The sequence below is a fragment of the Planomonospora sp. ID91781 genome, assembly GCF_015711595.1.
In the GTDB taxonomy this organism is placed as follows: Bacteria; Actinomycetota; Actinomycetes; order Streptosporangiales; family Streptosporangiaceae; genus Planomonospora; species Planomonospora parontospora.
The window spans coordinates 2,931,976-2,956,447 of sequence record NZ_JABTEY010000001.1 but is presented as its reverse complement, the minus strand read 5'-3'; the positions used below and the strand labels follow the sequence as shown (position 1 = coordinate 2,956,447).

General features: G+C 73.6%; 21 protein-coding genes. 12 read left to right on the top strand and 9 right to left on the bottom strand.

Going from position 1 to position 24,472, the window contains the following annotated elements:
- Nucleotides 1-26: 26 nt before the first annotated feature.
- From HS048_RS13435 to HS048_RS13420, 4 genes are all read right to left on the bottom strand, one after another.
- Nucleotides 27-236 (bottom strand): hypothetical protein, encoded by a 210-nt coding sequence (locus tag HS048_RS13435; RefSeq protein WP_196467123.1) that lies wholly within the window; start codon nt 234-236, stop codon nt 27-29.
- 78 nt (nt 237-314) lie between these two features.
- Nucleotides 315-518: a hypothetical protein gene (locus HS048_RS13430; protein WP_068896809.1), complete on the bottom strand. Its 204-nt coding sequence runs from the start codon at nt 516-518 to the stop codon at nt 315-317.
- 112 nt (nt 519-630) lie between these two features.
- On the bottom strand, nt 631-1,956 hold the full coding sequence (locus tag HS048_RS13425; protein WP_196467122.1) for a lanthionine synthetase C family protein: 1,326 nt from the start codon (nt 1,954-1,956) through the stop codon (nt 631-633).
- Nucleotides 1,953-5,081, bottom strand: coding sequence for a lantibiotic dehydratase (locus tag HS048_RS13420; RefSeq protein ID WP_196467121.1), 3,129 nt, complete (start codon nt 5,079-5,081; stop codon nt 1,953-1,955). Before HS048_RS13420 ends, HS048_RS13425 begins: the two co-directional genes overlap by 4 nt.
- Nucleotides 5,082-5,237: 156 nt before the next feature.
- Between HS048_RS13420 and HS048_RS38840 the strand changes: the two genes are divergently transcribed.
- Nucleotides 5,238-7,178, top strand: coding sequence for an ABC transporter ATP-binding protein (locus tag HS048_RS38840; protein WP_196467120.1), 1,941 nt, complete (start codon nt 5,238-5,240; stop codon nt 7,176-7,178).
- A gap of 22 nt (nt 7,179-7,200) precedes the next feature.
- Here the strand turns inward: HS048_RS38840 and HS048_RS13410 are convergent, their stop codons facing one another.
- Complete coding sequence (locus HS048_RS13410) at nt 7,201-8,292, bottom strand: NADH:flavin oxidoreductase/NADH oxidase (protein WP_196467119.1); 1,092 nt, start codon at nt 8,290-8,292, stop codon at nt 7,201-7,203.
- A gap of 138 nt (nt 8,293-8,430) precedes the next feature.
- Here HS048_RS13410 and HS048_RS13405 point away from each other — a divergent pair, with 138 nt between their 5' ends.
- Complete coding sequence (locus HS048_RS13405) at nt 8,431-8,757, top strand: helix-turn-helix transcriptional regulator (RefSeq protein ID WP_196467118.1); 327 nt, start codon at nt 8,431-8,433, stop codon at nt 8,755-8,757.
- Nucleotides 8,758-8,779: 22 nt separating this feature from the next.
- On the opposite strand, the gene HS048_RS13400 is transcribed toward HS048_RS13405, so the two are convergent.
- Nucleotides 8,780-9,421 carry a TetR/AcrR family transcriptional regulator gene (locus HS048_RS13400; protein ID WP_196467117.1) on the bottom strand — a complete coding sequence of 214 codons (642 nt, stop codon included), beginning with the start codon at nt 9,419-9,421 and terminating at the stop codon, nt 8,780-8,782.
- A gap of 141 nt (nt 9,422-9,562) precedes the next feature.
- On the opposite strand from HS048_RS13400, the gene HS048_RS13395 reads away from it, so the two are divergent.
- Nucleotides 9,563-9,877, top strand: coding sequence for a hypothetical protein (locus HS048_RS13395; RefSeq protein ID WP_153054190.1), 315 nt, complete (start codon nt 9,563-9,565; stop codon nt 9,875-9,877).
- Between the two features lie 215 nt (nt 9,878-10,092).
- Nucleotides 10,093-10,563, top strand: a complete 471-nt coding sequence (locus HS048_RS13390) for a nuclear transport factor 2 family protein (RefSeq protein WP_196467116.1) — start codon at nt 10,093-10,095, stop codon at nt 10,561-10,563.
- A 65-nt stretch (nt 10,564-10,628) separates the two neighbouring features.
- Here the strand turns inward: HS048_RS13390 and HS048_RS13385 are convergent, their stop codons facing one another.
- Both HS048_RS13385 and HS048_RS13380 read right to left on the bottom strand, forming a co-directional pair.
- The gene (locus tag HS048_RS13385; RefSeq protein ID WP_196467115.1) at nt 10,629-12,392 is read right to left on the bottom strand and encodes an alpha/beta hydrolase; all 1,764 of its coding nucleotides are present in this window, start codon (nt 12,390-12,392) and stop codon (nt 10,629-10,631) included.
- Between the two features lie 191 nt (nt 12,393-12,583).
- Nucleotides 12,584-13,216, bottom strand: coding sequence for a TetR/AcrR family transcriptional regulator (locus HS048_RS13380; RefSeq protein ID WP_196467114.1), 633 nt, complete (start codon nt 13,214-13,216; stop codon nt 12,584-12,586).
- A gap of 253 nt (nt 13,217-13,469) precedes the next feature.
- On the opposite strand from HS048_RS13380, the gene HS048_RS13375 reads away from it, so the two are divergent.
- Nucleotides 13,470-13,991, top strand: coding sequence for a GNAT family N-acetyltransferase (locus HS048_RS13375; protein ID WP_307832459.1), 522 nt, complete (start codon nt 13,470-13,472; stop codon nt 13,989-13,991).
- 336 nt (nt 13,992-14,327) lie between these two features.
- Nucleotides 14,328-15,080 carry a hypothetical protein gene (locus HS048_RS13365; RefSeq protein ID WP_196467112.1) on the top strand — a complete coding sequence of 251 codons (753 nt, stop codon included), beginning with the start codon at nt 14,328-14,330 and terminating at the stop codon, nt 15,078-15,080.
- Nucleotides 15,081-15,183: 103 nt separating this feature from the next.
- On the opposite strand, the gene HS048_RS13360 is transcribed toward HS048_RS13365, so the two are convergent.
- Nucleotides 15,184-16,800: an RICIN domain-containing protein gene (locus HS048_RS13360; protein WP_196467111.1), complete on the bottom strand. Its 1,617-nt coding sequence runs from the start codon at nt 16,798-16,800 to the stop codon at nt 15,184-15,186.
- 290 nt (nt 16,801-17,090) lie between these two features.
- On the opposite strand from HS048_RS13360, the gene HS048_RS13355 reads away from it, so the two are divergent.
- The 6 genes from HS048_RS13355 to HS048_RS13330 all read left to right on the top strand — a co-directional run bounded on the left by HS048_RS13355 (nt 17,091) and on the right by HS048_RS13330 (nt 24,330).
- Nucleotides 17,091-18,092 carry a GlxA family transcriptional regulator gene (locus tag HS048_RS13355; RefSeq protein ID WP_196467110.1) on the top strand — a complete coding sequence of 334 codons (1,002 nt, stop codon included), beginning with the start codon at nt 17,091-17,093 and terminating at the stop codon, nt 18,090-18,092.
- Nucleotides 18,093-18,275: 183 nt separating this feature from the next.
- A complete protein-coding gene (locus HS048_RS13350) occupies nt 18,276-19,028 on the top strand; it encodes an MBL fold metallo-hydrolase (protein WP_196467109.1) in 753 nt (250 codons plus the stop codon).
- 155 nt (nt 19,029-19,183) lie between these two features.
- Nucleotides 19,184-20,347 (top strand): phospholipase D-like domain-containing protein, encoded by a 1,164-nt coding sequence (locus HS048_RS13345; protein WP_068896823.1) that lies wholly within the window; start codon nt 19,184-19,186, stop codon nt 20,345-20,347.
- Nucleotides 20,348-20,439: 92 nt separating this feature from the next.
- Nucleotides 20,440-21,258, top strand: a complete 819-nt coding sequence (locus tag HS048_RS13340; RefSeq protein ID WP_084008251.1) for an ABC transporter ATP-binding protein — start codon at nt 20,440-20,442, stop codon at nt 21,256-21,258.
- Between the two features lie 10 nt (nt 21,259-21,268).
- A complete protein-coding gene (locus HS048_RS13335; RefSeq protein ID WP_068896824.1) occupies nt 21,269-22,261 on the top strand; it encodes an iron-siderophore ABC transporter substrate-binding protein in 993 nt (330 codons plus the stop codon).
- Entirely contained in the window at nt 22,258-24,330 is a 2,073-nt protein-coding gene (locus HS048_RS13330) for an iron ABC transporter permease (RefSeq protein WP_196467108.1), read from the top strand. Before HS048_RS13335 ends, HS048_RS13330 begins: the two co-directional genes overlap by 4 nt.
- Nucleotides 24,331-24,472 lie beyond the last annotated feature (142 nt).

Below are 24,472 nucleotides of genomic sequence, written 5' to 3'. Positions count from 1 at the left end.
TGTCCTCCATGGTGGCAGGCCGCCGGTCAGCAGACGCGGGAACCCAGGTCGCAGCAGGTGTCGGTGCAGGTCGGCTGCGTGCAGCTCGACATGTACGGACTGTAGGTGCACAGGCCCGGCGTCGTCTCCATGGCCTGGGGGGAGGGCGTCGACTCCGCGGCCTGCGCCCGGACGGGGATGCTCCGCATCTCCAAGTCGAACAGTCCCTCGACGTCCCGTGTGGTGTCGGTCGGCATGTTACCTCTCTCGGTGCTCGGGGCCGCCGGTCCGGCCACCGCCGGCCGCGCTGGGGACGGCAGTGGCCGGGTCGCCGGTCAGCAGACGCGGGACCCCTGGTAGCAGCAGGTGTCGGCACACGTCGGCTGCGTGCAGGTGGACTGGATCGGGCTCAGCGTGCACTGGTACTGCGTGGTGGCCGAGCAGACGGTCATGCGTGTCACGGCCTCGTCCTGGACCCGCGCCGGGATGCTGCGCATCTGCAGGTCGAAGGCGCCGAGGGCGTTGTCGGGTCGTTCCATGTGGCCTCCCACTCGTGGTGGCTCCCGCGGGATCTCCGCGGGAGTTCCGGTCTCACCGGTCTTCGGGGGTGCGCGGGGCGCCGCCCGGCCGCAGCCGCCGGGTCATGGGCCGCTAGATCATGAGCAGCGCCGCATCCCATCCGCTGTCCGCCGGGCGGCCGGTCGCGTAGCCGTGCAGCGCGAGCGCCGTCCCGGCCGCCCCGTCCAGCATTCCGGCGCCCTCCAGATACCGCTTCGGCGGTGGAATCGGATAGCGGAATCCGAACTCCAGGTCGGGGTCGAACAGCTCGACGGTGCGTGCGGCGGCCAGGTCCGCGACGTCGCGCGCGGTCGTGTCCGCCTCGCTGTCGGCGGCCAGGCGCAGGGCGATCTGCAGGACGCCGGCGGATCCGTGGCACACGGACGGGGAGGCGAGCCCCCACTCGGCCGCCGGGCGGTCGAGCAGGGACCTCATCGCGTCGAGAGCGGCGGCCCGCCAGTCGCGCCGGTCCAGGGCCAGGCCCGCCAGCTGGATCGACCGTGCGATGCCGGGGATCCCGTAGCACCAGGTCGGCACGCACGCCGGTGCCGGGCGGGGGCCCCCGCGGTGCTGGTCGAAGGTGACCGTGTCGGGCCAGCAAACACCGGCGTCGTCGGGACAGCGCCAGCTCAGCAGCCAGGCGACGACGCGCTCCATCGCCTCCCGCTGCCCGGGCACCCGCACGCCCGCACGCCACGCCAGGGCCAGCAGGGCGAGCGGGCCGGCGATGCCGTGCGCGACGCCCACGTTGGCGTGCCCGTGGCGGTACACCGGGTCGTCCGGGATGTCCAGCCGCGGCCCGCCCGCGACCCACCAGCGGGGGACGCGGTACCCGGCGACCTCGCCGGTGCCGGTGAGATCGACCAGGTAGCGCAGCACGCCGCGCAGCACCCGGTCGTCCTCACCGGACGCCATGAGCAGGTAGCGGCCGAGACCGCTGAGCCCGCTGATCACGTCGTACAGGCCCATGGATCCGGCGGTGTGGCCCGGGTCGTCCAGCCGGCCGTGCCAGACGCGGGTGCGCTGCTCGACCAGGTCGGTGACGTACCGGTCCAGGGGGTCGAGCAGGGACCGGTACTCACCGGGACGCGCCGCGGCCGTTCTCGTGGCGAAGGCCAGTGCGGGGAGGCCGATGTACAGCGAGCCGCCGGTCTCGGGGTGCGGCCGGGTGGTGGCCTCCGCGAGCAGCCGGTGCGCGGTCTCCCGGTGCGCCGCGTCGGTGCGGCCGAGTTCGGCGAAGAGCAGCGCGGCACCGGGGTAGCCCATGGTCAGCGACAGGTCCTGGAACGCGCGCTCCCTGGGACCCCCCGGGGCGACCGTCGCCCCGTCGTCGATCGAGCGCCGCACCCGGTCCGGGTCGGCGAGGCGCCCGGCGACGATTCCGGCGATCTCGCCCGCGCGGTCACGGAGGTCGGTCATCGCGTGAACCTCACCCGGTCGCGGTGCGCCGCGACGGCCCCGCGCGCCACGGCGTAGGCCGACTGCTCGGCTTCCGGGTCGATGCCCAGCAGCCGGTTGCAGTGCATGTGCAGGAGGCTCGTGACGACCGGGACCTCCCGGTCGCCGTCCTGCCCGGCCGTGCCCTGGGCGCGCAGGGCGCGGCCGTACTCGGCCAGCGCCGGCGCCCGTTCCCGCCAGGCGGCCAGGATCCCGGCCCCGCCGGGCTCCGCCGCCAGGGCGGCCCACGGTCCCGTCACGTCGAGCAGGCGGCGCGCGTCGGCCCGGCGGGCCTGGAAGGCCGCGTGGTGCGGCCCCTTGGGGTAGGCGTCGAGGAACCAGCCGGTCCAGTCGGCGTCCGCGGCGAACCTGCGGCAGACGTCGATGCAGTTCGCCGCGGCCAGCATCACCGGGTCGAGCCGCACCTCCCCTCCGCCGACGGCCCGGAGCTGCCGGAGCACCGCCTCGCTGTCGGCCGCGAAGGCCCGCTCGGCGTGCTCCAGGACCTTCTCCCCGCCGTAGCGGACGGTCTCGGGCTCGTAGGTGTCGAGGACCAGCTTCCGCATGAGACCCGCCTCGCAGCCGCGCGCGGCCCAGTCGTGGAGCCGCGGCAGCAGGCGCGCGTTCAGCACGGCCCGCTCGCCGTGGAAGCGCACGCGCAGATGGGCGGCGGGGTCGCGGTAGCGGATGAAGAACATCCGGTCGGCGTCCGGGCCGACGGCGTCCAGCAGCGCGGGCAGGTACTCGGTCAGCAGCTCGTCCTGACGGTCCTCGGCGATGTAGACCTTGGCGAAGACCCAGTCCCCGCCGGGGACGTGCCGGGGCTGCCCGGACACCGGGACGGTCGACGGCGGGCGCGCCGTCGCGGGGCTGCCCGGCCGCGGCACCATCGGCACCACGATCTCGTTGGCCACGCCACCGCACCACTGCGTCCCGTACTCGCCGCCCGCCGGGCGCTCCCTGATGACCGGCGGGATCTCCCGGCGGGCCTCCCGCCAGAGCAGCCGCACGTGCAGCGGCACGGTGAGGTCGAGGGCGACACGCTGGTCGTCGCTGGTCATCTCGATCAGGTCGGGCACCGACCAGCGCTCGCGCCAGCGGTCGAGCTCGGCGCGCCAGCGCGGCCACGACGCGGCGGGATCGCGCAGCGCCCGGCTGAGCCGCCAGCGGGCCGACGCGAGGACGGTCCGGTCGTACCGGACGCGCGGGTGGTGGGGGAACAGGTCCAGCCCCGTCCACTCCCACGGGCGGATGCCCCACCGGCGCACCTGCGTGACCTCGCTGAGGAACCGGACCGCGTTCGGCTGCGCGATGTACGGGTTGAGCATGTGGGCGACCATCGGCACCAGCTCGCGGCCCGTGGCGGCCATGACGACGTGGAAGCGCTCCCGGTCCGCGGTGACCGCGAGATCGTCGATGCCGTGCACGCCCTCGTCGTCCCGCTCGGCGAAGGCTCCCACGACCACCTGGTGCGCGGTCATCGCCGGGACGCGGCTGACGTTGCCCGAGCGGGAGCTGTTGGGCTGGAACCGCACCTGCGCGAGCAGCGCGTCCCCGGGGATCAGCTCGGGACGCGCGTAGAGCTCCCGGATCCGGTCCGCCGTGTCGCCGAGCAGGGGAAGGAACCGGCCGAAGAAGGCTCCCGGCTGGGGGCCGCCCAGCCCGTTGGAGACCACCAGCCGGAAGTCGCCCGCCGCGACGGCGTCGAGCGACGCGCCCAGCAGCGTCGCGGACATGTCGAAGGCCGCGGGCGGCCGCGCCGACACGTCCTCCTCGGCCAGGGCGGCGACGGTCGCGTCGTCCAGGACGACCTCGGCGGCGCCGGTGCGGTGCGCGTCCTGCAGCAGGCCGGCCAGGAGCTCCCGGCGCTCGGGCCGGGGTCGTTCCCGGTTGTCGAACGGGCGCGTGCTCGGCGGCCGCAGGTACGTGGCCGGGGCGCCGAGCCCGCGCTCCGGGTCGAGCATCTCCTTCAGCGGCACCGCGCGCCCGTACCCGTACCGCTCCACGAACTCGTCGTGGTAGTCGCGCAGGTGGCCGGGGACGGGATCGGGGGACATGCGCCACAGCACCGTGGCGGCCTCGGTCATCTGGCGGGTCACGATCGGTGGCAGCCGGACGTCCGCGTCGACGGCGAGGTCGATCTGGAGCGGGTGCTCGGTGACCTGGATCCGTCCCATCGCCGCCGTCAGCGAGCGCAGCCGCGCCGTCCCGGCGCCGATCGGGAGCCGCGCGTACTCTCGGAACGCGGCAGGCAGGTCACCGAGGCCCGGCACGTCGTCCAGCCCGGTGACGGGTGCCAGCTTCTCCATCACGTGGGCGAGCGCGTCCGGGGCGTCCGACGGCGGACGCAGGTCGGTGAGCAGGAACTCCTTCTCGACGAGCTGGACGAGCATGCCGTGCACCGCCTCGACCGGCGCCCCGAAGGCGTCGGCGAGACCGCCGGCCAGCTCCGGATACGGCACCGGGCGGGCGGCGCGCTCCAGGGCACGCCGTACGGCGGCCGTGTATCTGACCGACACCTCCTGGGTGCGGGACATGATGTCCTTGCTGTCGACGTCCCGCACGTAGGACAAGACGAGGCGCTCGCCGCGCCGGGCGGCGAGGTCGTTCCGGACGAGCCGCAGATGCGGCAGGACCTCCGGGTGCCTCTCCCACCGCATCACGGCGCCGAGCAGCCATTCGGAATCCGCCTGGACGAGTTTCTCCCGCGGGCCGCGGAATTCGAATCGATGGTCCTCGCCGACGGTGACGGGCGCCACGCCGGCCAGCAATCCGAAGGGCGTGGGCCGGTGGGACATGCGGATGAGGTATTTCGTGACCGTGTACACCATGCGGCGCAACCGGGAGAAGGGGATCGGACGCGCTTCCCCGACCTTCGCCAGCTCGCGGGCCAGTCCCGGGTTCGAGACCGTGAGCGCCTCCAGCACCGAGTCGTCGCCGAGGACGGATCGCAGGTAACCGGCCATGCGGTCGGCCTGGCCGCGGTCCTCGGGGTCGAGGCCGGTCAGCGTGCGGGCCGCCCGCTCCGGCGGGAAGACCGGCAGTCGCAGGAGCCCGAAGGAGGCCGCGGTGAAAACCGGCCCGTGAACGGAGCGTGCGTTCGTCACCGATTTCCCCCACCTTTCAGATAAAGGCGCATGTCCTTATCTTTTGCTGGATCCGGCCGCCACTCAACGCGTGATTCCGCCAACTTTCATGGCATTACTGCCAACTACGCCCCCACGGGCTTGTCCCCTCTCCGGGGCGTTCGGAGGCTGAGGTGCGTGAGCTCTCCACACGGACACCGGGACGGCCCCGCCGCGCCCCTCGTCGGCGGGGGCGACCCCGTCATGCCCGCCTGGGCGCGCATCGACCGCGAGGTCGCGGGATCGAGCCTGTGGGCCGGGCTGTCGGCGATCCCCGCCGCGGCGCGGGTCGTCGTCGCGATCGCCTGGCGGGTGGCCCCCCGCGCCGTCGTCCTCACCGTCGTCCTCCATCTGGCCGGCGGCCTGGCGACGGCCTTCGGCATCGTCGCGAGCGCCCAGATCATCGATGAGCTGATCACCGGCGGGCCGACCGCGGACCGGGTCGTCGCGGCCCTGCCCGCGGTGGCGCGGGTCGCCGCGGCGTACTCGCTGCGCGCCCTGCTCGACGCGGCCGCCGCCGCGTCGCTCGGTGCCACGATCCCCCGGGTGCGCGAGGCGGCGCAGGTCGAGCTGCACGAGCTGGTCTCCCGCGTCCGCCTCATCGCCTTCGAGGACGCGGGGTTCCGCGAGCTGGTGGAGCAGGGCTCGGGCGCGGGGATCAGGTCGATCGAGGCGAGCCTCAGGCACGGCGGGACGCTCCTGTCCTCCGGCGTGGGCGTACTGGCCGCCCTCGCCGCGGTGGGGTCGCTGGACCCCTGGCTCGTCCCGGTGACGCTCCTGGCCGTGCTCCCGGCGGCCGGGGCGGCCGCCAAGGCCGCCCGGCTCGGCTATGCCAGCTTCCTGCGCATGGTGGCCACTCAGCGGCGCCAGTCGATCGCGGGCAGGCTGTTGACCGAGCGCGACACCGCCGCGGAGATCAGGGCGTTCACACTCCAAGAGCCGATGCTCGACGACTACCGCGCCGCGAGCGCGGCCCTCGGCGCCGAGGCGGCGAGGACGGAGCTGCGGACGACGGGCGTCCACCTCGCCGGCCGGGCGCTCGCCGCGATCGGCACCGGTGCGGCCTACACCGCGCTGGGCGCCCTGCTGTACACCGGGCGGATGCCGCTGGCGCTCGCCGGCGCCGCGGTCATCGCGATGCGCGCGTCGTCCACCGCGCTCTCGGCCGCCGTCCACACGGTCAACCGGTTCTACGAGGGCAGCTTCTACGTCGACCTCTACCGGAGGCTGCTGCTCGAGTGCCGGGGGCGCACGCAGCCGCCCGGCCTGCGACGCGCGCCCGCGCACCCGGAGGTGATCCGGCTCGACGGGGTGTCGTTCGCCTACCCCGGCCAGGAGCGCCCGACCCTGCTCGGCGTCGACCTGGAGATCCGCCGGGGGCAGGTCGTCGCCCTCGTGGGCGAGAACGGCTCGGGCAAGACGACGCTCGCGAAACTGGTCACCGGTCTCTACACGCCCGGCTCCGGGACGGTGCGCTGGGACGGGGTCGATCTGGCCGAGTGCTCGCGGGAGTCGGCCGCGGACGCCGTCGCGGTGGTGACCCAGCATCCGGCGCGCTGGCCGGTCTCGGCCGCGACGGCGGTCCGGCTCGGCCGGGTCGGCCGGCTCCGCGCGGGCGGCGACGACGCGTTCGCGCACGCCGTCGACGTCGCCGGCGTGCGTCCCATCGTCGAGCGCCTCCCCGCCGGGTGGGAGACCGTGCTGTCCCGGGAGTTCGAGCACGGCCGGGATCTGTCGGGCGGCGAGTGGCAGCGCGTCGGCATCGCCCGCGCGCTGTTCCGCGACGCCCCCGTCCTCGTCGCCGACGAGCCGACCGCGGCCCTGGACGCCCGTGCCGAGGCCGCGGTCTACGAGGCGCTCCGCACTCTGCGCGGCGGCCGGACGTGCCTGCTCATCACCCACCGCCTCGCCAACGTCCGGCAGGCCGACCAGATCGTCGTGCTGCACCGCGGGGAGGTGCTCGAACGGGGCACCCACGAAGAGTTGATGAGCCTCGGCGGCCGTTACCGCGATCTGTACGAGCTCCAGTCCGGCCCGTACACCGGCGACCGCGCGGATTCCGCCGGCCGCCCGCGATGACCCCGTCCCGGCCCCCGGGCGCTCAGACCGCGCGGTGGTACTGGTCGGGCCAGCGGGGCTGCGCGCCCAGCTCGCGGGCGGCCAGGTTCGGCCAGTAGGGGTTGCGCAGCAGCTCGCGGCCGAGCAGTACGGCGTCGGCCTGGCCGGAGGCGACGATCTCCTCGGCCTGGCGCGGCTCGGTGATCTCGCCGACGGCGGCGACCGGCAGGTCGGTCTCGGCGCGGACCCGGGCCGCGAACGGCACCTGGTAGCCGGGGCCGGTGGGGATCCGCGCGCCGGGGGCGTTGCCGCCGGTGGAGGTGTCGAGCAGGTCCACGCCGCGGGCGAGCAGTTCCTTGGCCAGGCGGACGGTGTCGTCGGCGGTCCAGCCCTCCCGCTCGTCCTCGGGGTTCTCGGTGAGCCAGTCGGTGGCCGAGACGCGGAAGAACACCGGCAGGTCCTCGGGCCAGACGGCCCGCACGGCGTCGACGACCTCGAGGGCGAGGCGGACGCGGCCGTCGAACGAGCCGCCGTAGCCGTCGGTGCGGTGGTTGCTGTGCGGGGAGAGGAACTCCCCGATCAGGTAGCCGTGCGCGCCGTGCACCTCCGCGACCTGGAAGCCGGCCCGCAGCGCGCGCTCCGCCGCCCGGGCGAAGTCGCCGACGACCCGCTGGATCTCGTCCGCCGTCAGCTCGTGCGGGACCGGGTGGCCGGGTGCGAACGGGAGCGGGCTCGGCGCGACCGGCCGCCAGCCGCCGTCGGCCTCGCCGACCGGCCCTCCGCCGCGCCAGGTCGGTCCGGTGGAGGCCTTGCGCCCGGCGTGCGCGAGCTGGATGCCGGGCACCGCGCCGTGCTCCTTGAGGAGCCGGGTGATCCGGGTGAACGCCTCCTCCTGCCGCTCGTTCCACAGCCCGAGGTCGGCCGGGCTGATCCGACCCTCCGGGGAGACCGCCGTGGCCTCGGTGAGGATCAGCCCGGTGCCGCCCACCGCCCGGGCGGCGAGGTGGGAGAGGTGCCAGTCGTGCGGCACTCCGGTCTCGGGGCCGTCGGTCGCGGCGGAGTACTGGCACATCGGCGCCATCCAGATCCGGTTGGGGACCGTCAGGGACCGCAGGGTGATGGGCTCGAACAGCATGAGGACCTCTTCTCGATCGTTCGGGGGGACAGCTCGTCCGGAGTCCGGCCTTTATACGATAATCATCGTACTACGATAAATGTCAAACTACGATGGATGTCGTACGATCGTGCCGGGACGAGGAGAAGGGGGTCGCCGATGTCCGCACGGATCCTGGAGCATCCGAGCACCGAGGAGATCCGGCTGGAGGCGGTGCTGCACGCCCTCGCCGACCCCATGCGCCTGGCGATCGTGCGCTTCCTCGCCGAGTCCGGGAGGGGCGTCCCCTGCTCGGAGATCGAGCTCGCCGTCAGCAAGTCCACCGGCACCCACCACTACCGCGTCCTGCGCGAGGCCGGGGTCATCCGGCAGGTCTACCACGGCACCTCGAAACTGAACTCCCTGCGCCGCGACGACCTCGACGCCCTCTTCCCCGGGCTCCTGGACAGCGTCGTCGCCGCGGCCCGCAAACGGTCCGTGGCCTAGTCCTCCGCACGGGGGCGGGGAGTCATCTCGCGTAGCCGCGCAGGAAGGCGGCGACGGCGAGGTTCATGAGTTCGGCGGCTCGTTCCGCCGACGGGTCGGGTTCGAGTGCGGAGCCCCAGGCCGAGCCGGTGAGCGCGGAGTAGTGGACGGCCGCGACGTGGGGATCGTCCAGTCGCAGCAGCCCGCGCCGGTCGAGATCGGCCAGATGCAGGGCCAGCTGCCGCTTGACGCGAGCCGGGCCGAGCCGGCGCCAGACGTCGATCACCTCCGGGGGGATGTGGTCGGCGTCGGCGTGCACGTGGCGGACCAGTCCCCAGTGCGGCGCCTCGGGCGGGACGACGGAGTGCAGGGCGAGCCCGCAGTCGACCAGGGCCGGCTCGAGGTCCTCGGCTGAGGTGATGCCGCCGAGAATGGTGTCGATCCGGTCGATGTGGGCGCGGGAGACGGCGGTCGCGCCGGCCTCCACGACGGCGGCGAACAGGCCGGCCTTGTCGGTGAAGTGGTTGTAGATCGTGCGGGTCGACACGTCGGCGGTCTTGGCGATGGCGTCGATGCTGGCTCGCGCGTAGCCGTCGCGGGCGAAGACGGCGAGCGCCCCGTCGAGAATCGCCTGCCGCTTCGCGGTCGTTCCGCCGCTCCGGCTCTCCGCCCCCACGCTGCTCACTGCCCCAGCATACATTTACAACGATACATGCTAGGAATTACAGTGATCGTTGTAATGATGACGGGGCGCCATCGTGTCGCGCGCCGGCGTCATCCGACGCCGACGCGCGCCGCCCCCGGCCCGTACCGCGAAGGGGACACCATGACCACCGACCCGACCGCCGCGGAGACAGCGGTCCTGCGCTACACCGTCAAGCCGGACCACCTCGACCGGCACCTCCGGCTGCTGGCCGACGTCTACGCGGAACTCGATCGCCTGCGGCCGGCCCGGTTCAGCTGGGCCACCTACCGGATTCCCGGCAGCCGCGACTTCATCGAGATCGCCACCGGCCATCCCCTGCCCGGGCCGCTGCCCGGTCTCCCGGCGTTCCAGCGCTACCGGGCCGACCTGGACGACCGGTGCGAAACCCGCCGGTTCGACAACGTGACCCTCATCGGCGCCTTCGGCTCCGCCTGAGCCCGCCGGCCGCGCGGCGAACCCACCGCCGCACGCCCGTACCACCGCCCGCAGGGAACGGTTCCGCACCGGGGCGGCCGAGTCGGTCCCCGCCGGCCCTCGGCCGCCCCACACGCCTCCCGTCCCGGCGGCGGCGATCCCGTCGAAAAAGTCGCACCCATTTCCGTACGGCGTACGGTACGATGCACGGGTAGGTTCCGACGTAAGGAGAAGCAGTGGCGCAGACCGCAACGAGACAGGACGGCACGGAGAACGGGGCGTTCACGCCGAGTGCCGAGGACGTGGCGGCGATCGAGGCGTGGTTCGCCGAGTACGACGCGCTGGCCGAGCGGGGCGCGGTCGAGGAGATCGCCGGTCTGGCGGTCTTCCCGCTCAACCTGGCCACCGACGTGCCCGGCGGGGCCGCCGCCGTCCGCCAGTGGAGCCGCGAGGAGTTCGTCGAGGTGATGACCGAGGTCATGGGCGGCGGCACGGCCGGCCTGGCGATGGAGTCCGTCCGGACCCCGCGCTTCCTCACCGCCAACCTCGTGCTCGTCGAGACGGAGGCGACGATGACCGACGAGGACGGGAACCGGCAGTCGACCCGCTACGCCGACCTGCTGGTGCGCACCGCCGACGGGTGGGCGTTCCAGACCATGGTGCAGGGCGGCTGGGGCCAAGGCTGGCCGCCCGCCACCCGCGGCTGACGCCGCACCTCCCGGCCCGCCACCCGCGGCCGACGCCGCACCCCGTCCTGGCCCCGCCGCCGCCCTCACAGGTGCAGGTGCCACCAGGCCAGGAAACCGGCGGCGATCACCGCGGCGAGGAGGTGGGCCGCCGCCGGGTCACGGAGGAGCCCGCCCGCGCCCGTCCGCCGGGAGGCGCGGGCGGTCCGCGCCCGCCAGGCGGCCGCCAGTGTGACGGCCAGACCGGCCCAGGCCAGCAGGCCGTACCACGGCACGGCGGCGGGGACCCCCATCCCCAGCACGACCTCGTTCTCCTTGATCACGCCGTACAGCGCGTCGGCCGTCAGCCCGGCCAGCGTCAGGCCGCACACCCCCGCCACCAGCGCGGGAAGGCGCCGGCGCGGGCGCGCCAGTCCCACACCGAGCTGCACCAGCGCGGTCAGGACGAACAAGCCGAAGGGCAGCAGCGTCCAGGGCTCCCGCTGCGCCCGGTATACCGCCGTGGTGAGGTGGAGCCGCTCCGGCCCGATCACCCGGTGGGCGGCCCGGGCGGGGTCGCAGGGCGGGGCCGCCGCGGGATCGGCGACGAAGGCGGCGATGGTCTGCCGGCCGCACCGGCTGGACAGGAACACCGCGTGCCCGACCCCGGCGAACTCCACGAACCGGGCGTTCGGCAGTGCCCGGGCGGCGGGCTCCGCGGTGCGGGTCGGAGTCGTCGGGTCGTACTGACCGCCCACGACCAGGACGGGCGCCGCGGTGACGGCCTCGGCGGCGGGTGCGCCGGGCAGCTTCCAGGCGTCGCACACCGCCTGGTCGTGCACCACGGTGAACAGCTGCGGCCGCGCGGGCGCGAACGCGTTGTCGGGCGCCTCGTCCTGGCACTGGACGGCGTGGTAGAGGCCGAACTCATGGCTGGTCAGCCCGGAACCGGCCGCGTCGGCCAGCGGCTGGAGCAGGTCGTCGCGACCGTCCGCCAGCCCGTCGATCAGCACGGGCACGATCGGGACCACCTCGGCCTCACGCAGGGCCTCGCCGATCACCGTCGCCACGTCGTCGCCGGTGAGCCGTACGGTGATCGGCCTTCCGGTCAGGGGGTCATCGGTCGTCACGACCGCCGGGTCGCGGTTCAGCCGGTCGACCATCCGCTCGAACCGCGCCGGCAGGTCCGGCCAGCCCTGACCGGCGAGCCTCCCGACCGCCTCGGTCAGGTCGCGGGCCGCGTCGTCGTACCAGTCCTTGCCGGCCGGCAGGAAGGAGTCCAGCACCACCGAGCGGGTGCCCTGCGGGTCCGCGGCGGCGGCCGCGAGCATGGAGCGGGTCGAGTAGCTGACCCCGAACAGGTTCCAGCGCGCATATCCCAGAGCCCGCCGCAGATCCACCACGTCGGCGGCGATCTCCCCGGTCCGGAATCCCCTCAGGTCCACTCCGAGCCGGTCGCGGCACGCCGCCGCGCCGGCGGCGATCACGCCTCTCTCCTGCCCCGCCTGGCCCGGGGTGACGAGCGTGTCCAGCACGGCGCGGACCGTCTCCGGGCAGTCCAGCCGGGGTTGCGACCACCTGCTGCCGCGCTGCTCCAGCACGACCACGTCGCGGTCGGGGAACATGTCGGCGAGGTAGCCGGTGAGGGGGATCGAGCCCGACGCCGGACCTCCGCTGGTGTAGACGATCGGATCCGCGTCGCGGCCGGCCGCGGTCGACCGGTGCACGGCGAAGCCCACCTTGACGGCGGGCCCCTGCGGCACGTCGCGCCGCTGCGGGACCACCAGATATCCGCACCGGGTGCCCGGCGGGACCCGCACGGGGCACGGGTGGTCCTCCAGCACCGGCACGCCGCGCACCGAGGAGGGCACAGCGGAAGGCGCAGCAGAAGGCGCAGCGGAAGACACGGAGGAAGGCCCGGAGGAGAACGCGGAGGACGAAACGCCGGCGGGACGGGGAGGCGGTCCGGCGTGCGCCGGGACGGCGGCCGACGCGCCGGGCACCGGTGCACCGGCGGCGAGGGCGGCCAGAGCCAGGGACACGGAACCGATGACGAGGCCCTTCACGGACACGGGGGGTTTTCCTTCCGGTTCATCGCGCCGTCGAGCGCGGCGGCCACGAGGCGTTCGGCGTAGGCGCGGTCCACCGGCGCTCCGGTGACCAGAACGCGGTAGTAGAGGGCCCCGGCGAGCTGGTCGAGGAGCACGACGGCGTCGAGGTCGGCCCGCAGCTCCCCGCGCAGGCGCGCCCGCTCGATGAGCCCGAGGGCCAGCGCGTTGCGCCGGGCGTAGACCTGGCGGCCCATCTCCCCGATGTCGTCGTGGCGCGCGCCGGCGGCGACGAGTTCGGCCACGACCCCCGCCGACCGGTCGTCGCGTCCGGCGGCTTTTCCGGCCGAGCGCATGCGGTTGAGCGCGTCGGCGATCTTCTCCGTGTAGTCGGTCAGATCCCGCCGGATATCACCGGTGTCGTCGATGGCGTCGTCGTCCTGGAGCCGGGCCACCACCGCGACGGCCAGGTGGTCCTTGGTCGGCCAGCGGCGGTAGAGCGTGGTCTTGGCGACGCCGGCCCGTTCGGCCACCTCGTCCATGGACAAGCCGGTGTAGCCGCGCTCCAGGAGCAGTCCGGCCGCCGTTCGTAGCACCCGCTCGTCGACCTGCGTGTCGCGCGGCCGTCCCCGCCGGGCCTGGTTCATTCCGCCCTCCCCATTTACGCTACTAAAGTAGCGTAATGCGGAGGGCTTGACCATGGGCTCGACCGCCTGTCCCCGCGGAGGCCGCGGACCCGGGGCGCCGCGGACCCGGGCGCTGAGGACTCCGGCGCTGAGGACTCCGGCGCTGAGGACTCCGGCGCTGAGGACTCCGGCGCTGAGGACTCCGGCGCTGAGAACTCCGGTGGCCGCGGGGTCCGGCACCGAGGACTCCGGCAGGGTGCGGCAGAATGCCCCGGTGGAAGATCTGAAATCCCCCGAGATCAGCACCAAGCCGCTCATCCGACCGGCGGAGCCCGGTGACGTCGACGTGCTGCACCGCTTCGTCGTCGAGCTCGCCGAGGTCGAGGAGTTTCCCGGAGAGGTCACCGCCCGGCCGCAGGACCTGGCGGAGGCCCTGTTCGGCCCGCGTCCGGTGGCCGAGGCCGTCGTCGCGATGGTCGAGGGGGAACCCGCCGGGTTCGCGCTGTTCTATCCCACCTACAGCACCATCGTCGGCCGGCCCGGCATCCACCTCGACGACCTGTACGTCCGCCCCGAGCACCGGGGAGGCGGCCTGGGCCGGGCGCTGCTCGGCCACCTCGCGCGGCTCGCGGCGGAGCGCGGCTGCGGCCGCCTGGAGTGGTGGGTGCTGCGCACCAACGACCCCGCCCTGCGCTTCTACCGCCGCCTGCGGGCCCGGGCGCTCGACGAGATCGAGGTCATGCGGCTCGACGGCGAGGTGCTGCACGACCTCGCGGCGGCCACCCGCCCGCACTGAGCGGCCCGGCCGGGCGGAACTCCGCGCTCCCAGGTGACCGCGACCACCCCCAGGAGAGATGACCGTGCGAACTCGGGTGATCCCCGTCGCCCTCCCGGACCGGGCCGACGCGGCTGCTCGACGGCGACCGGCTCTCGGTCGAGCACCGGTGCTTCCGCCCCTCCCGGCCCGACCCGGCCGACGGCGCAGGCTCGACATCCGGCAGCAGGCCGACGACGAGCGCCGCATCGTCCAGGCGCTCAGCGGAACCGGAGTCCGGAGCCGGCGCCAGACCAATGGATATCGCTCGCATACCGGCATGAAGCTATTCAGGGTGGCCCTCTACGATCACGCTTCATGATGATCCGCGCCTTGACGGCCGCCGCCGCCGGAGCCGCCGTCCTGCTGTTCTCCGGTACGGCCGCCGCGTCCTCCTATCCCATCCAGGGTGCTCCCGAGCTGACCCACAACCCGCTCTACAAGCACGGCAGGCTTCCCGCCGTCTCCTGCAAGGCGGTGAAGGGCACCTCCGAAGCATCCACGACGAAGTGGATCACTAAGATCGTCGGCTGCCTGAACTCCTCCTGGCGCAGGAGCGTCAAGGACTTCTCCCCGGTGGGAGTGAAGGTCAAGAAAAAGATCGAAAGCAGCCGCGTCTGCCTCTCCGGCATGGAGATATCCGGCTCCTTCGCCAACCCCTGCTACGGCACCATCGACGTGCAGCTCCGCCCCGACTGGATCAAGGCCAAATCCGAAACGGCCATTCTCATCGAGCTCACCCGCGCGTACGCCAAGATCATTCAGTCGCAGACCGACATCAGCGAGGCCTGGTGGGCACTGCCGAGCAGCGGGATCGAGGCCGAGATGAACGAGCAGACCTACCGCTTCTACCTCCAGTCCGACTGCCTGACCGGCGTGTCGATGAAGGTGCTCGGGCGCAAGGCCGGGAACTGGAAGCCCCTCCTCGACGCCGAGACGCCGGAGGAGTACGACCGGTTCGACTGGTACGGCAAGCCCGCCAACCGCGTCCACTGGTTCGAGCAGGGCTACCGGTCCGGGGGCCCGAAGGCGTGCAACACCTGGAAGGCCCCGTCCTCGAAGGTCTCCTGACCCGTGACCCCGTCCCGGGAGTGAGCACACGCGCGGCCCGCGATCCGGGGTCCGCGGAGCCCGGCCCTGGAACGGGGCCGGGTTCCGCGGCCTCTGCCGGGTGCTACGGCAGCGAGTCCGCGCCGGCGACGCCCGCGCCCGCGGCGGGCGGGGTGGCGGAGGCGGTCCCGGCCGAGTAGGCGTACGGCGGCGCCGCGACGCCGCCGTCGGCGCGCAGCCAGTCGCTGACGGTCTTGCCGCTGTCCTGCGCCCGGCTGATCGTGGCCGGGTCGTAGAAGTTGCTGCCCGTCCAGGTCAGCTTCGTGTCGCCGAAGTCCTGCGTGATCGTCTTGGCGCTCTTCACGTGGTTGCTCTCGGCGTAGATCCTGCCGCCGACGCCCAGGCCGAGGAAGTAGTCGTCGACCTCCACGTAGTTGGCGAACACGTGGGCGTAGCCGAACCGCACCCGCGGGTGGCGGGTGTTCGACCCGTCGAACCAGTTGTGGTGGTAGGTGACGTTCAGGTATCCCGTGTCCTGCGCGCCGTTGTTGTCGCTGTGGCCCAGCAGCATCGACTTGTCCGTGCCGACGAACCGGTTGTAGGAGACCGTCACCAGGTCGGAGCCGCGCTTGACGTCCACCGAGCCGTCGGCGGACGCGTGGAAGGTGTTGTGGTCGACCCACACGTGGTGCGAGTAGCACTGCACGTTGACCGAGTCGTCGGTGGAGTTCCGGAAGGTCAGGTTCCGGATGATCACGTTCTGGACGCGCGTGAACCGGTCCTTCTCGGCGGGGTCGCAGAGATCGCCGCCCCAGGCGACCTCCTCGGGGCCCCAGCCGTTGACGTCGAGGCCGAAGCCGCTGATCGTGGCGTTCGACCCGACGCCGATGATGGTCTTGTTCGACCCGACGTCCAGCATCTTGGCGCCGGTGCCGGTGATCGTGCCCGACACCCGGACGATCCGGGGCGTGTCGTCGGCGACGGCCGCCGCCAGCTGGGCGTAGGTGGTCACGGTCACCGTCTGGCCGCCCGCGCCGCCGTTCGTGCCGGTCCGGCCGTACTTGCTCAGGGTGGCGAAGCCGACCAGGCCGCCCGCGTTGCCTCCGGGGCTGGTCGGGGTCGCCGTCGGGGTCGCCGTCGGGGTCACGGTGGGGGTGACCGTCGGCGTGGCCGAGGGCGTGACCGTCGGAGTCGCGGTGGGAGTGGCGGTCGGGCCGCCGCCCGCCGGGACGAGGCGCCACTGCTTGGTCGCGGCCGAGTCGCAGGAGTTCTGCTGGACGGGGGCGCCGGAGGCGGTGGAGTTGTCCCTGGTGTTGAGGCACTTGCCGCTGCCCGCGTTGACCAGGCGGTAGGCGGAGCCCGAAGCGGTGGGGTTCCAGATCTGGGAGGGGGCGCCGGTGCAGGTTTCCTGCTGGACGGCCTTGCCGGCGGAGGTGGAGGCGTCCTTGACACCGGCGCATCCGCCGCTGTGGGCGGCCTTGAGCTGGAAGCCGCCGCCGGCGGTGGCGGTCAGGCTCCAGGTCTGGCCGGTGGCGCCGCAGCCGGTCTGGGTGAGCTGGAGCCCGTCGGAGGCGCCGGCTCCGGGGACGGTCAGACACAGGCCGCTCGCGTCGTTGACGATGGTGTAGGCGCCGGATGCCGGGGCGGCTGCGGCGGCGGCGGTGCCGGCCGCCCATCCGGACGCGGCGAGCGCGCCGGCGGCGGCGACGGCCGCGGCCTTTCTGTCGAATCTGCTTCGCACAGCCGAACTCCTTGCTGGTCCGGCAGGCCGGGACGGCCTGCGTGACGGATTCCCCCCAGCGAGTACGCGCCGCTCACGTGAGTGCACGTGTCCGTATTGAAGGACAGGGCCCACCGTAGGAAAGCGTTTTCCCGCCGTCAATGGCCCCTGAAACTTTCATGGGCGGGACCGGTGTCCTCCCCTCGCCCGGCGGGTCCCGGGCGATCGCGGCGTCCGGCCCGCCGATCATGGCGGGATCCTGCAATGACCTGTCATTGCGGCCGGGCGCCGGTCCCCCGATAGTTGACTGCATGAGCACCTCTCCCGCCGTCCCCCACCTGGTCGTGGTCGCGATGTTCCCCGGAGTCGACACGCTGGACGTGACGGGCCCGGCCGAGGTCTTCGCGATGGCCGGGCAGTTCCTGGGCGGGCGCGCCGGTTACGAGGTACGGCTGGCAGGCGAGCGGCGCGGCCCGGTGCCGACCTTCTCCGGCGTCCGGGTGTGCGTGGAGGAGGTGTTCTCCGAGCAGCGCGGGACGATCGACACGCTGCTGGTGCCGGGCCGGATGCTGATCGGCCCGGAGGGGCCGGTCCCCCAGGTCGACTCGGGCGTGGTGGCGTGGTTGCGGGAGGCCGGCCCGCGGGCGGGGCGGGTGGCGTCGGTGTGCGCCGGCGCGCACGTCACCGCGGCCGCCGGCCTGCTGGACGGGCACCGCGCCACCACGCACTGGGCGACGGCCGGGCGGCTCGCCGCCGACCACCCCGGGATCCGGGTCGAGTCCGATCCGATCTTCGTCCGCTCGGGGCGGATGTGGACCAGCGCGGGCATCACCTCCTCGATGGACCTCGCCCTGGCGCTGGTCGCCGAAGACCACGGTGACGAGCTCGCGCTCGCCGTGGCCCGCGCCATGGTCATGTACCTGCAGCGGCCCGGCGGCCAGAGCCAGTTCAGCGTGCCCCTGGCGCAGCGCCCCGGCGACCGGCAGGACATCCGCGGCCTGCGGCTGTGGATCGGCGAGCACTTGGACGCCGACCTGTCGGTGCCCGCGCTGGCCGCGCGGATGGCGATGAGCGAGCGGAACTTCGCGCGGGTCTTCCGCGCCGAGTCCGGCAGCACGCCGGGCGCGTTCGTCGAGGGCATGCGGCTGGAGGCCGCCCGCCGGCTGCTGGAGCGCACGTCCCGGCTGCCGTCCGACATCGCCAGGGCCTGCGGGTTCCGCTCGGTGGAGACCCTGCATCGGGTCTTCCGCGACCGGCTGGGCACCACCCCGGGCGAGTACCGGAGCAGGTTCCGCACCGCCGCCCCCGCCTGACCCGGGACCGCCGCCTCCCTTTCCCCGCGCCTCCCGTCCACCTCGGCCCCTTCCGCCCCGGACCCCGGGTATCCCCGGGCGGCCCACCCACGACCACGCCTTCCCGCAGCCGAGCCGCACCCGTGGCACCGGCCGATCCCGCGCGCCCCGACGGGCGCGCGCCCACCGAAGAGAGAAACCGGCATGAAGATCACCGCCACGCACATCGGCACCGCCACCGTCCTGCTGGAGATCGGCGGGCTGCGTCTGCTCACCGACCCGGTCTTCGACCCCGCCCCGGCCGAGTTCGACTACGGTCCCGTCGTCCTGCGCAGCACGAAGGGCCCGGCGATCGCGGCCGGCGACCTGCCGCCGGTGGACGCCGTCCTGCTCAGCCACGACGAGCACTACGACAACCTGGACACCACAGGCCGCACGCTGCTCGACGGCCGCCCGGTGCTGACCACCGTCAGCGGCGCCGGCCGCCTCGGCGGCGGCGCCGTCGGCCTGGCGCCCTGGGAGACCCGCGAGCTGGCCGTCGGCGGCAGGACCCTGCGGATCACCGGCACCCCCGGCGTGCACGGCCCCTTCGGCGACGTCACCGGTTTCGTCATCGAGGAGCCGGGCGAGGACGAGGCGCTCTACATCTCCGGTGACACCGTCTACGTCGACGAGCTCGACGAGATCGGCCGCCGGTTCACCGTCGGCACCGCGCTGCTGCACCTGGGGGCCCCGCGCATCCAGGGCTTCGGCGGCGGCGAGCTGATCTGCATGGACGGCGCGCAGGGCGCGGCGCTCACCCGCTCGCTGGGGGCCCGCCGGGTCTGCCCGATCCACTACGCCTCCTGGGAGCACTTCACCGAGGACCCCTCCCAGGTGACCGCGGCCTTCGCAGCCGAGGGACTCGCCGGCCGCCTGCACTGGCTCACCCCCGGCGTCCCCGAGGTCCTCGCCTGAGAAGGGCGGGCGGAGCGGACCGCCGCCCCGCTCCGCCCGGCATGCCGTACAGGTCGGGCTGATCAAGCAGGTCGGGCTGATCAAGCAGACCGAGATGTCACTTGATTTGCGACTTTAACCTTGTATGCCGGTTTCAGTGGTGAAACGCTCGCAGTATGACGACGTTCGCCGGAGGCGGCATCGAGGCCTTCGTCGGCCCCGTCGAGCTGGGCGCGGCCGACGACCTCGAACGCGTGATCGTCGACTTCATCGGCGGCGCGCGGCGCTCCCTGGACATCGCCGTGCAGGAGCTCGACTCCGAGCCCATCGCCCAGGCCGTCCTGGACGCCCGCTTCCGCGGGGTGGACGTCCGCATGGTGCTGGAGCAGGACTACCTGGTCTCCGCGAGGCCGCCGGCCGTCACCGTGCGGCCCGGCGAGGACGAGGCCGCGGCCCGCCACCGGGTCCAGTGGGGCGAGGAGGCCGGGACGCGGAGCCTGGAGCCGAACCGGAGGATCCTGGCCGCGCTGCTGCGCTGCAACGTCGACGTGAAGGCGGACTACAACCCGGCGATCTTCCACCAGAAGTTCGTCATCCGCGACCACCGCGAACGCGCCCTGCCCACGTCGGCGATCCTGTCGGGATCGGCGAACTTCACCGGCACCGACTGCCACCGCAACCTCAACCACGTCGTGGTATTCCACGACCCGCGGATCTGCCGGGTGTACACCGCCGAGTTCGACCAGCTGCGCGAGGGGCGGTTCGGCCGGGGCGCCCACGGCAAGGTCCCCGCCGCCTACAGCCTCGGCGGGGTGCCGGTGAAGGTGCTGTTCGCCCCCGACCACGCGCCCGAACTGGAGATCATGAAGCAGATGCTCAAGGCCACCGCGCGCGTCGACTTCGCCATCTTCACCTTCTCCGGCTCGTCCGGCATCGACGACGCCATGATCGCTCTGGCCGCGGCGGGCCGTACCGTCACCGGGGTGATGGACCCCGGCCAGGGCGCGCAGGCCTGGGCGGCCACGCACGACCTGGACCGCGCCGGCATCGAGCTGTACTTCCCGAGGCGCGAGCCCGCCTTCGGCAAGCTCCACCACAAGCTCATGGTGATCGACGAGGCGGTCGTCGTCGCCGGGTCCTTCAACTACACCGCGCCCGCCAACAACTACAACGACGAGAACATCTTCGTCCTCGGCAGCCCCTACCCGGACCTGCCCGCCCGCGAGGGAGGCCCGGTCGACCCCGCCGCCTGCGCCGAGCTGGCCCGCTTCTTCCGCGCCGAGATCCGGCGCGTCGAGGCGGCGGGCGAGCGCTTCATGGGCAGGCCGTCCCCGCCGTGACGGGCCGCGCCGACGGCCGTCACCGGACCACTGAAACATGATCGAAATAGTTGAAAGTTGACATTTATCTAGGTAAGCCTAACCTAATCTCCGTGACCGAGAAGATCTCGCTGCGTGGAGCCGACCTGCGTCTGGGCTACCACGGCGCCACCGTCGTCGAGAACGGCCGCATCACCCTGCGGCGTGGACTCGTGACGGCCCTGGTGGGCCCCAACGGCAGCGGCAAGTCCACCCTGCTGCGGGCGCTGGCCCGGCTGCACCGGCCGGAGGCGGGCACGGTGACGCTGGCCGACGACGTGTCCGCGCTGGACATGTCGGCCCGGGAGTTCGCCAAGCGGGTCACGCTGCTGGCGCAGAGCCGCCCCACGCCCTCCGGCGTGCGGGTCCGGGACGTCATCGGGTACGGCAGGCACCCCTACCGGGGCCGGTGGCGGGCGGGCGACCCCGAGGGGGACGCCGCGGTCGCCAGGGCGATGGAGCTCACCGGCGTCACCGCGATGGCCGACCGCGCGGCGGACGAGCTGTCCGGCGGCGAGCTGCAGCGCGTGTGGCTGGCCACCTGCCTGGCGCAGGACACCGGCGTCCTGCTCCTGGACGAGCCCACCACCTTCCTGGACCTGCGCTACCAGATCGAGCTGCTGGATCTGGTGCGCGACCTGGCCGACGGCCACGACGTGGCCGTCGGCGTCGTCCTGCACGACCTGAACCAGGCCGCCGAGCTGGCCGACCACGTCGTCCTGCTGCACGGAGGCCGCGTCCGGGCCGACGGGCCGCCCGCCGAGGTCCTCACCGAGGACCTGCTCACCGAGGTGTACGGCATCCGCATCGAGGTCACGCACGACCCGAGGACGGGGACGGTGTCCACCCGGCCGATCGGCCGGCACACCAGAAGCGTCCCCGCCACAACCTGACAGGAACACCATGAACCCCCTGCGCACCGCCCTCGTGGCCGTGGCCGCCGCCGCCGTGCTCGCCGCCTGCGGCACCACCGAGACCGCCGCTCCCGAACCGGCCGCCTCCGGCGGCACGGCCCCCGCCTCCGCCTCCCCCGTCACGGTGACCGACAGCCGCGGCAAGCAGGTCACCCTCGACCGCCCCGCCACCAAGGTGGTCGCCCTGGAGTGGGGCGAGGCCGAGATGGTGGTCAGCCTCGGCGTCATGCCGATCGGGGTGGCCGACACCAAGGGCTACGCCACCTGGGTGACCGCGGCCAAGCTCGACCCCTCGGTCAAGGACGTCGGCACCCGCCAGGAGCCGAGCGTCGACTCCATCGCCGCGCTCCAGCCCGACCTGGTCGTCATGGAGGCCGAGCGCGACTCCGCGCTGGTGCCGCAGCTGGAGAAGTTCGTCCCCGTCATCACCTTCAAGGGCAGCGACGCGAAGGACAACCTGGGCCGGATGCGGAGCGACCTCAAGCTGATCGCCACCGCGCTGGGCAAGACCGCCGAGGCGGACAAGCTCCTCGCCGACTTCGACGCCGCGCTGGCCGACGGCAAGAGCAAGCTCGCCGCGGCGGGCGCCGCCGGCAAGCCGTTCGCCATGGCCGACGGCTGGAAGGACGGCAGCAAGATCTCCATCCGCATGTTCGGCAAGGGCGCGCTGGTCTCCGACGTCGCCACCGAGCTCGGCCTGGTCAACGCCTGGACGGGCGAGGTGGACCCGGTGTGGGGCCTGGGCGCCACCGACGTCGAGGGCCTGACCGCGCTGAAGGACCCCGACACCCGCTTCTTCTACAACGCCTCCGACGGCACCGACGTCTTCGCCGACGGGCTGGCCTCGAACGCCATCTGGAAGAAGCTGCCGTTCGTCGAGAAGAAGCAGGTCGTCAAGCTCCCCGACGGCATCTGGACCTTCGGCGGACCGCTGTCCTCCAAGCAGTACGCCGAGGCCCTCGTGAAGGCCTACACCGGTTGAGCACCACCCTCCAGGCCCCGCCGGCGCCCCCCACCCCGCTGCGGCGGCTGGGGAGCGCCGGCGTGCTCCTCCTGACGCTGGCGGCGGTCGTCGTGGCCGCCGCGGTCCACGTGACGCAGGGCACGTCGTCGATCGGCGCGCTCGATCTGCTCCGGCTGCCGTTCGGCGACACCGACGGCGAGGCCGCCCGGATCCTGCTGGCCTCCCGGCTGCCCCGGCTGCTGGCCGGGATCACCGTCGGCGTCGCCCTGGGGGTGGCGGGCGCGCTGCTGCAGGCCGTCTCCCGCAACCCCATGGCCTCGCCCGACACGCTGGCGGTCAGCGCCGGCGCCTACTTCGCGGTCGCCGCGGCGGCGGCCTTCGGCCTGACGCTGCCGCTGTTCCTGTCGGGCCTGCTCGCCCTGCTGGGCGGCCTGACCGCGGCCGCCCTGGTGATGGCGCTCGCCGCGGGCGGCCGGACCGGCACGACCAGGCTGATCCTGGCGGGTTCGGCGACCGCGCTGGCGCTCCACTCGCTCACCAACCTGCTGCTGATCCTCTTCGAGGAGGAGACCAACGGGCTGTTCGCCTGGGGCAGCGGCTCGCTCGTGCAGAGCGACCTCGAGGCCGTCACGCAGCTGGGCCCGCTGATCCTGCTGGCCGGGGCCGCCGCCGTGCTGGCCGGGCCGAGGCTCGACATCCTCTCCCTGGGCGACGACACCGCCACGGTGCTCGGCGTCAACGTCGGACGGCTGCGCCTGGTGCTCACGCTCCTGGCCGTCCTGCTGGCCGCCGCCGCGGTCACCGTCGCGGGCCCCATCGGGTTCGTGGGCCTGTGCGCGCCGGTGATCGTCAGGCTGCTCCCGGGCGTGCACCGCCACCGGACGGCGGTTCCGCTGGCGGGCCTCGTCGGCGTGCTCGTCGTCCTCGGCTCCGACATCGGGCTGCGCGCCGTCTTCGGCGGGCAGGCGGGCGTGGACGTGCCGCCCGGCGTGGTCACCTCGCTGTTCGGCGCCGCGGTGATGGTGTGGCTGGCCCGCCGCTACCGGGACGCCGGGCCGACCCGCCAGCCGCCGATCGTGCGGGTCGCGGCCCGCTCGCGCGCCGCCTTCCTGACCGTGGTGACGGCCTGCGCGGTCCTGCTCGCCGGAGCGGTCTTCCTCGGCATGCTCGGCGGCGACACCTGGATCCTGGGCGGCGACCTGGTCAACTGGCTGAACGGCCGGACCGGCCGCGGCCTCACCTTCGTGCTCGATCAGCGCTATCCGCGGGTGCTCGCCGCGGTGCTCGCCGGCGCCGCGCTGGCCGCCGCGGGCACGGCCGTCCAGGCGGTGTGCCGCAACCCGCTGGCCGAGCCGGGCATGCTCGGCGTCACCGCCGGTGCGGGCGTGGGCGCCGTCTCGCTGCTGGCCCTCGCACCGCTCGCCGGGATCTGGCCGATGTTCGCGGCGGCCATCGCCGGGGCCCTGGCCGCCTCCGCCGCGGTGTACCTGCTGTCGTGGCGCGGCGGGCTGAGCTCCGACCGGCTGGTGCTGATCGGCGTCGGCGTGCAGGCGGCCTGCACCGCCGTCACCGTGCTGATCATCGTCAAGGCGGACCCCTGGAACACCGCCATGGCGCTGACCTGGCTGTCCGGTTCCACCTACGGCCGCGTCCCCGCCCAGCTCATCCCGGTCGCGCTGGCCCTGGCCCTGGTGCTCCCGCTGATCGTCTGGCTCCGCCGCGACCTGGACCTGCTCTCCCTGGACGAGGACAGCCCCCGCGTCCTCGGCGTCCCCCTGGAACCGGTACGGCTGGCCGCTCTGGGCGGCTCGGTGCTGCTGACCGCCACCGCGGTCTCCGCCGTGGGCGTGGTCGGCTTCGTCGGCCTGATCGCCCCGCACGCCGCCCGCGCCCTGGTCGGTGCGGGCCACGCCCGCGTCCTCCCGGTGGCCGTGCTCCTCGGCGCTCTGCTGGTGAGCCTGGCCGACACGCTCGGGCGCACCGTCATCGCCCCGGCCCAGGTGCCCGCCGGGCTCGTCACCGCGCTGCTCGGCACGCCGTACTTCGTCTGGCTGCTGTGGCGCTCCCGGGCGCAGGCGGACGGCTGACCGGCCGGTTCCGGGCCCTGATCGCGATTTCCACGAGGTCGTCCCATCCGAGATCGCCTCCGCGGGACCGAGGAGCGAGTGTGCCCCTGGTCTCGTGGAGGCGGACGGTGCGACCGCACCCGGTTCGGCGGCGCGGTCGTCA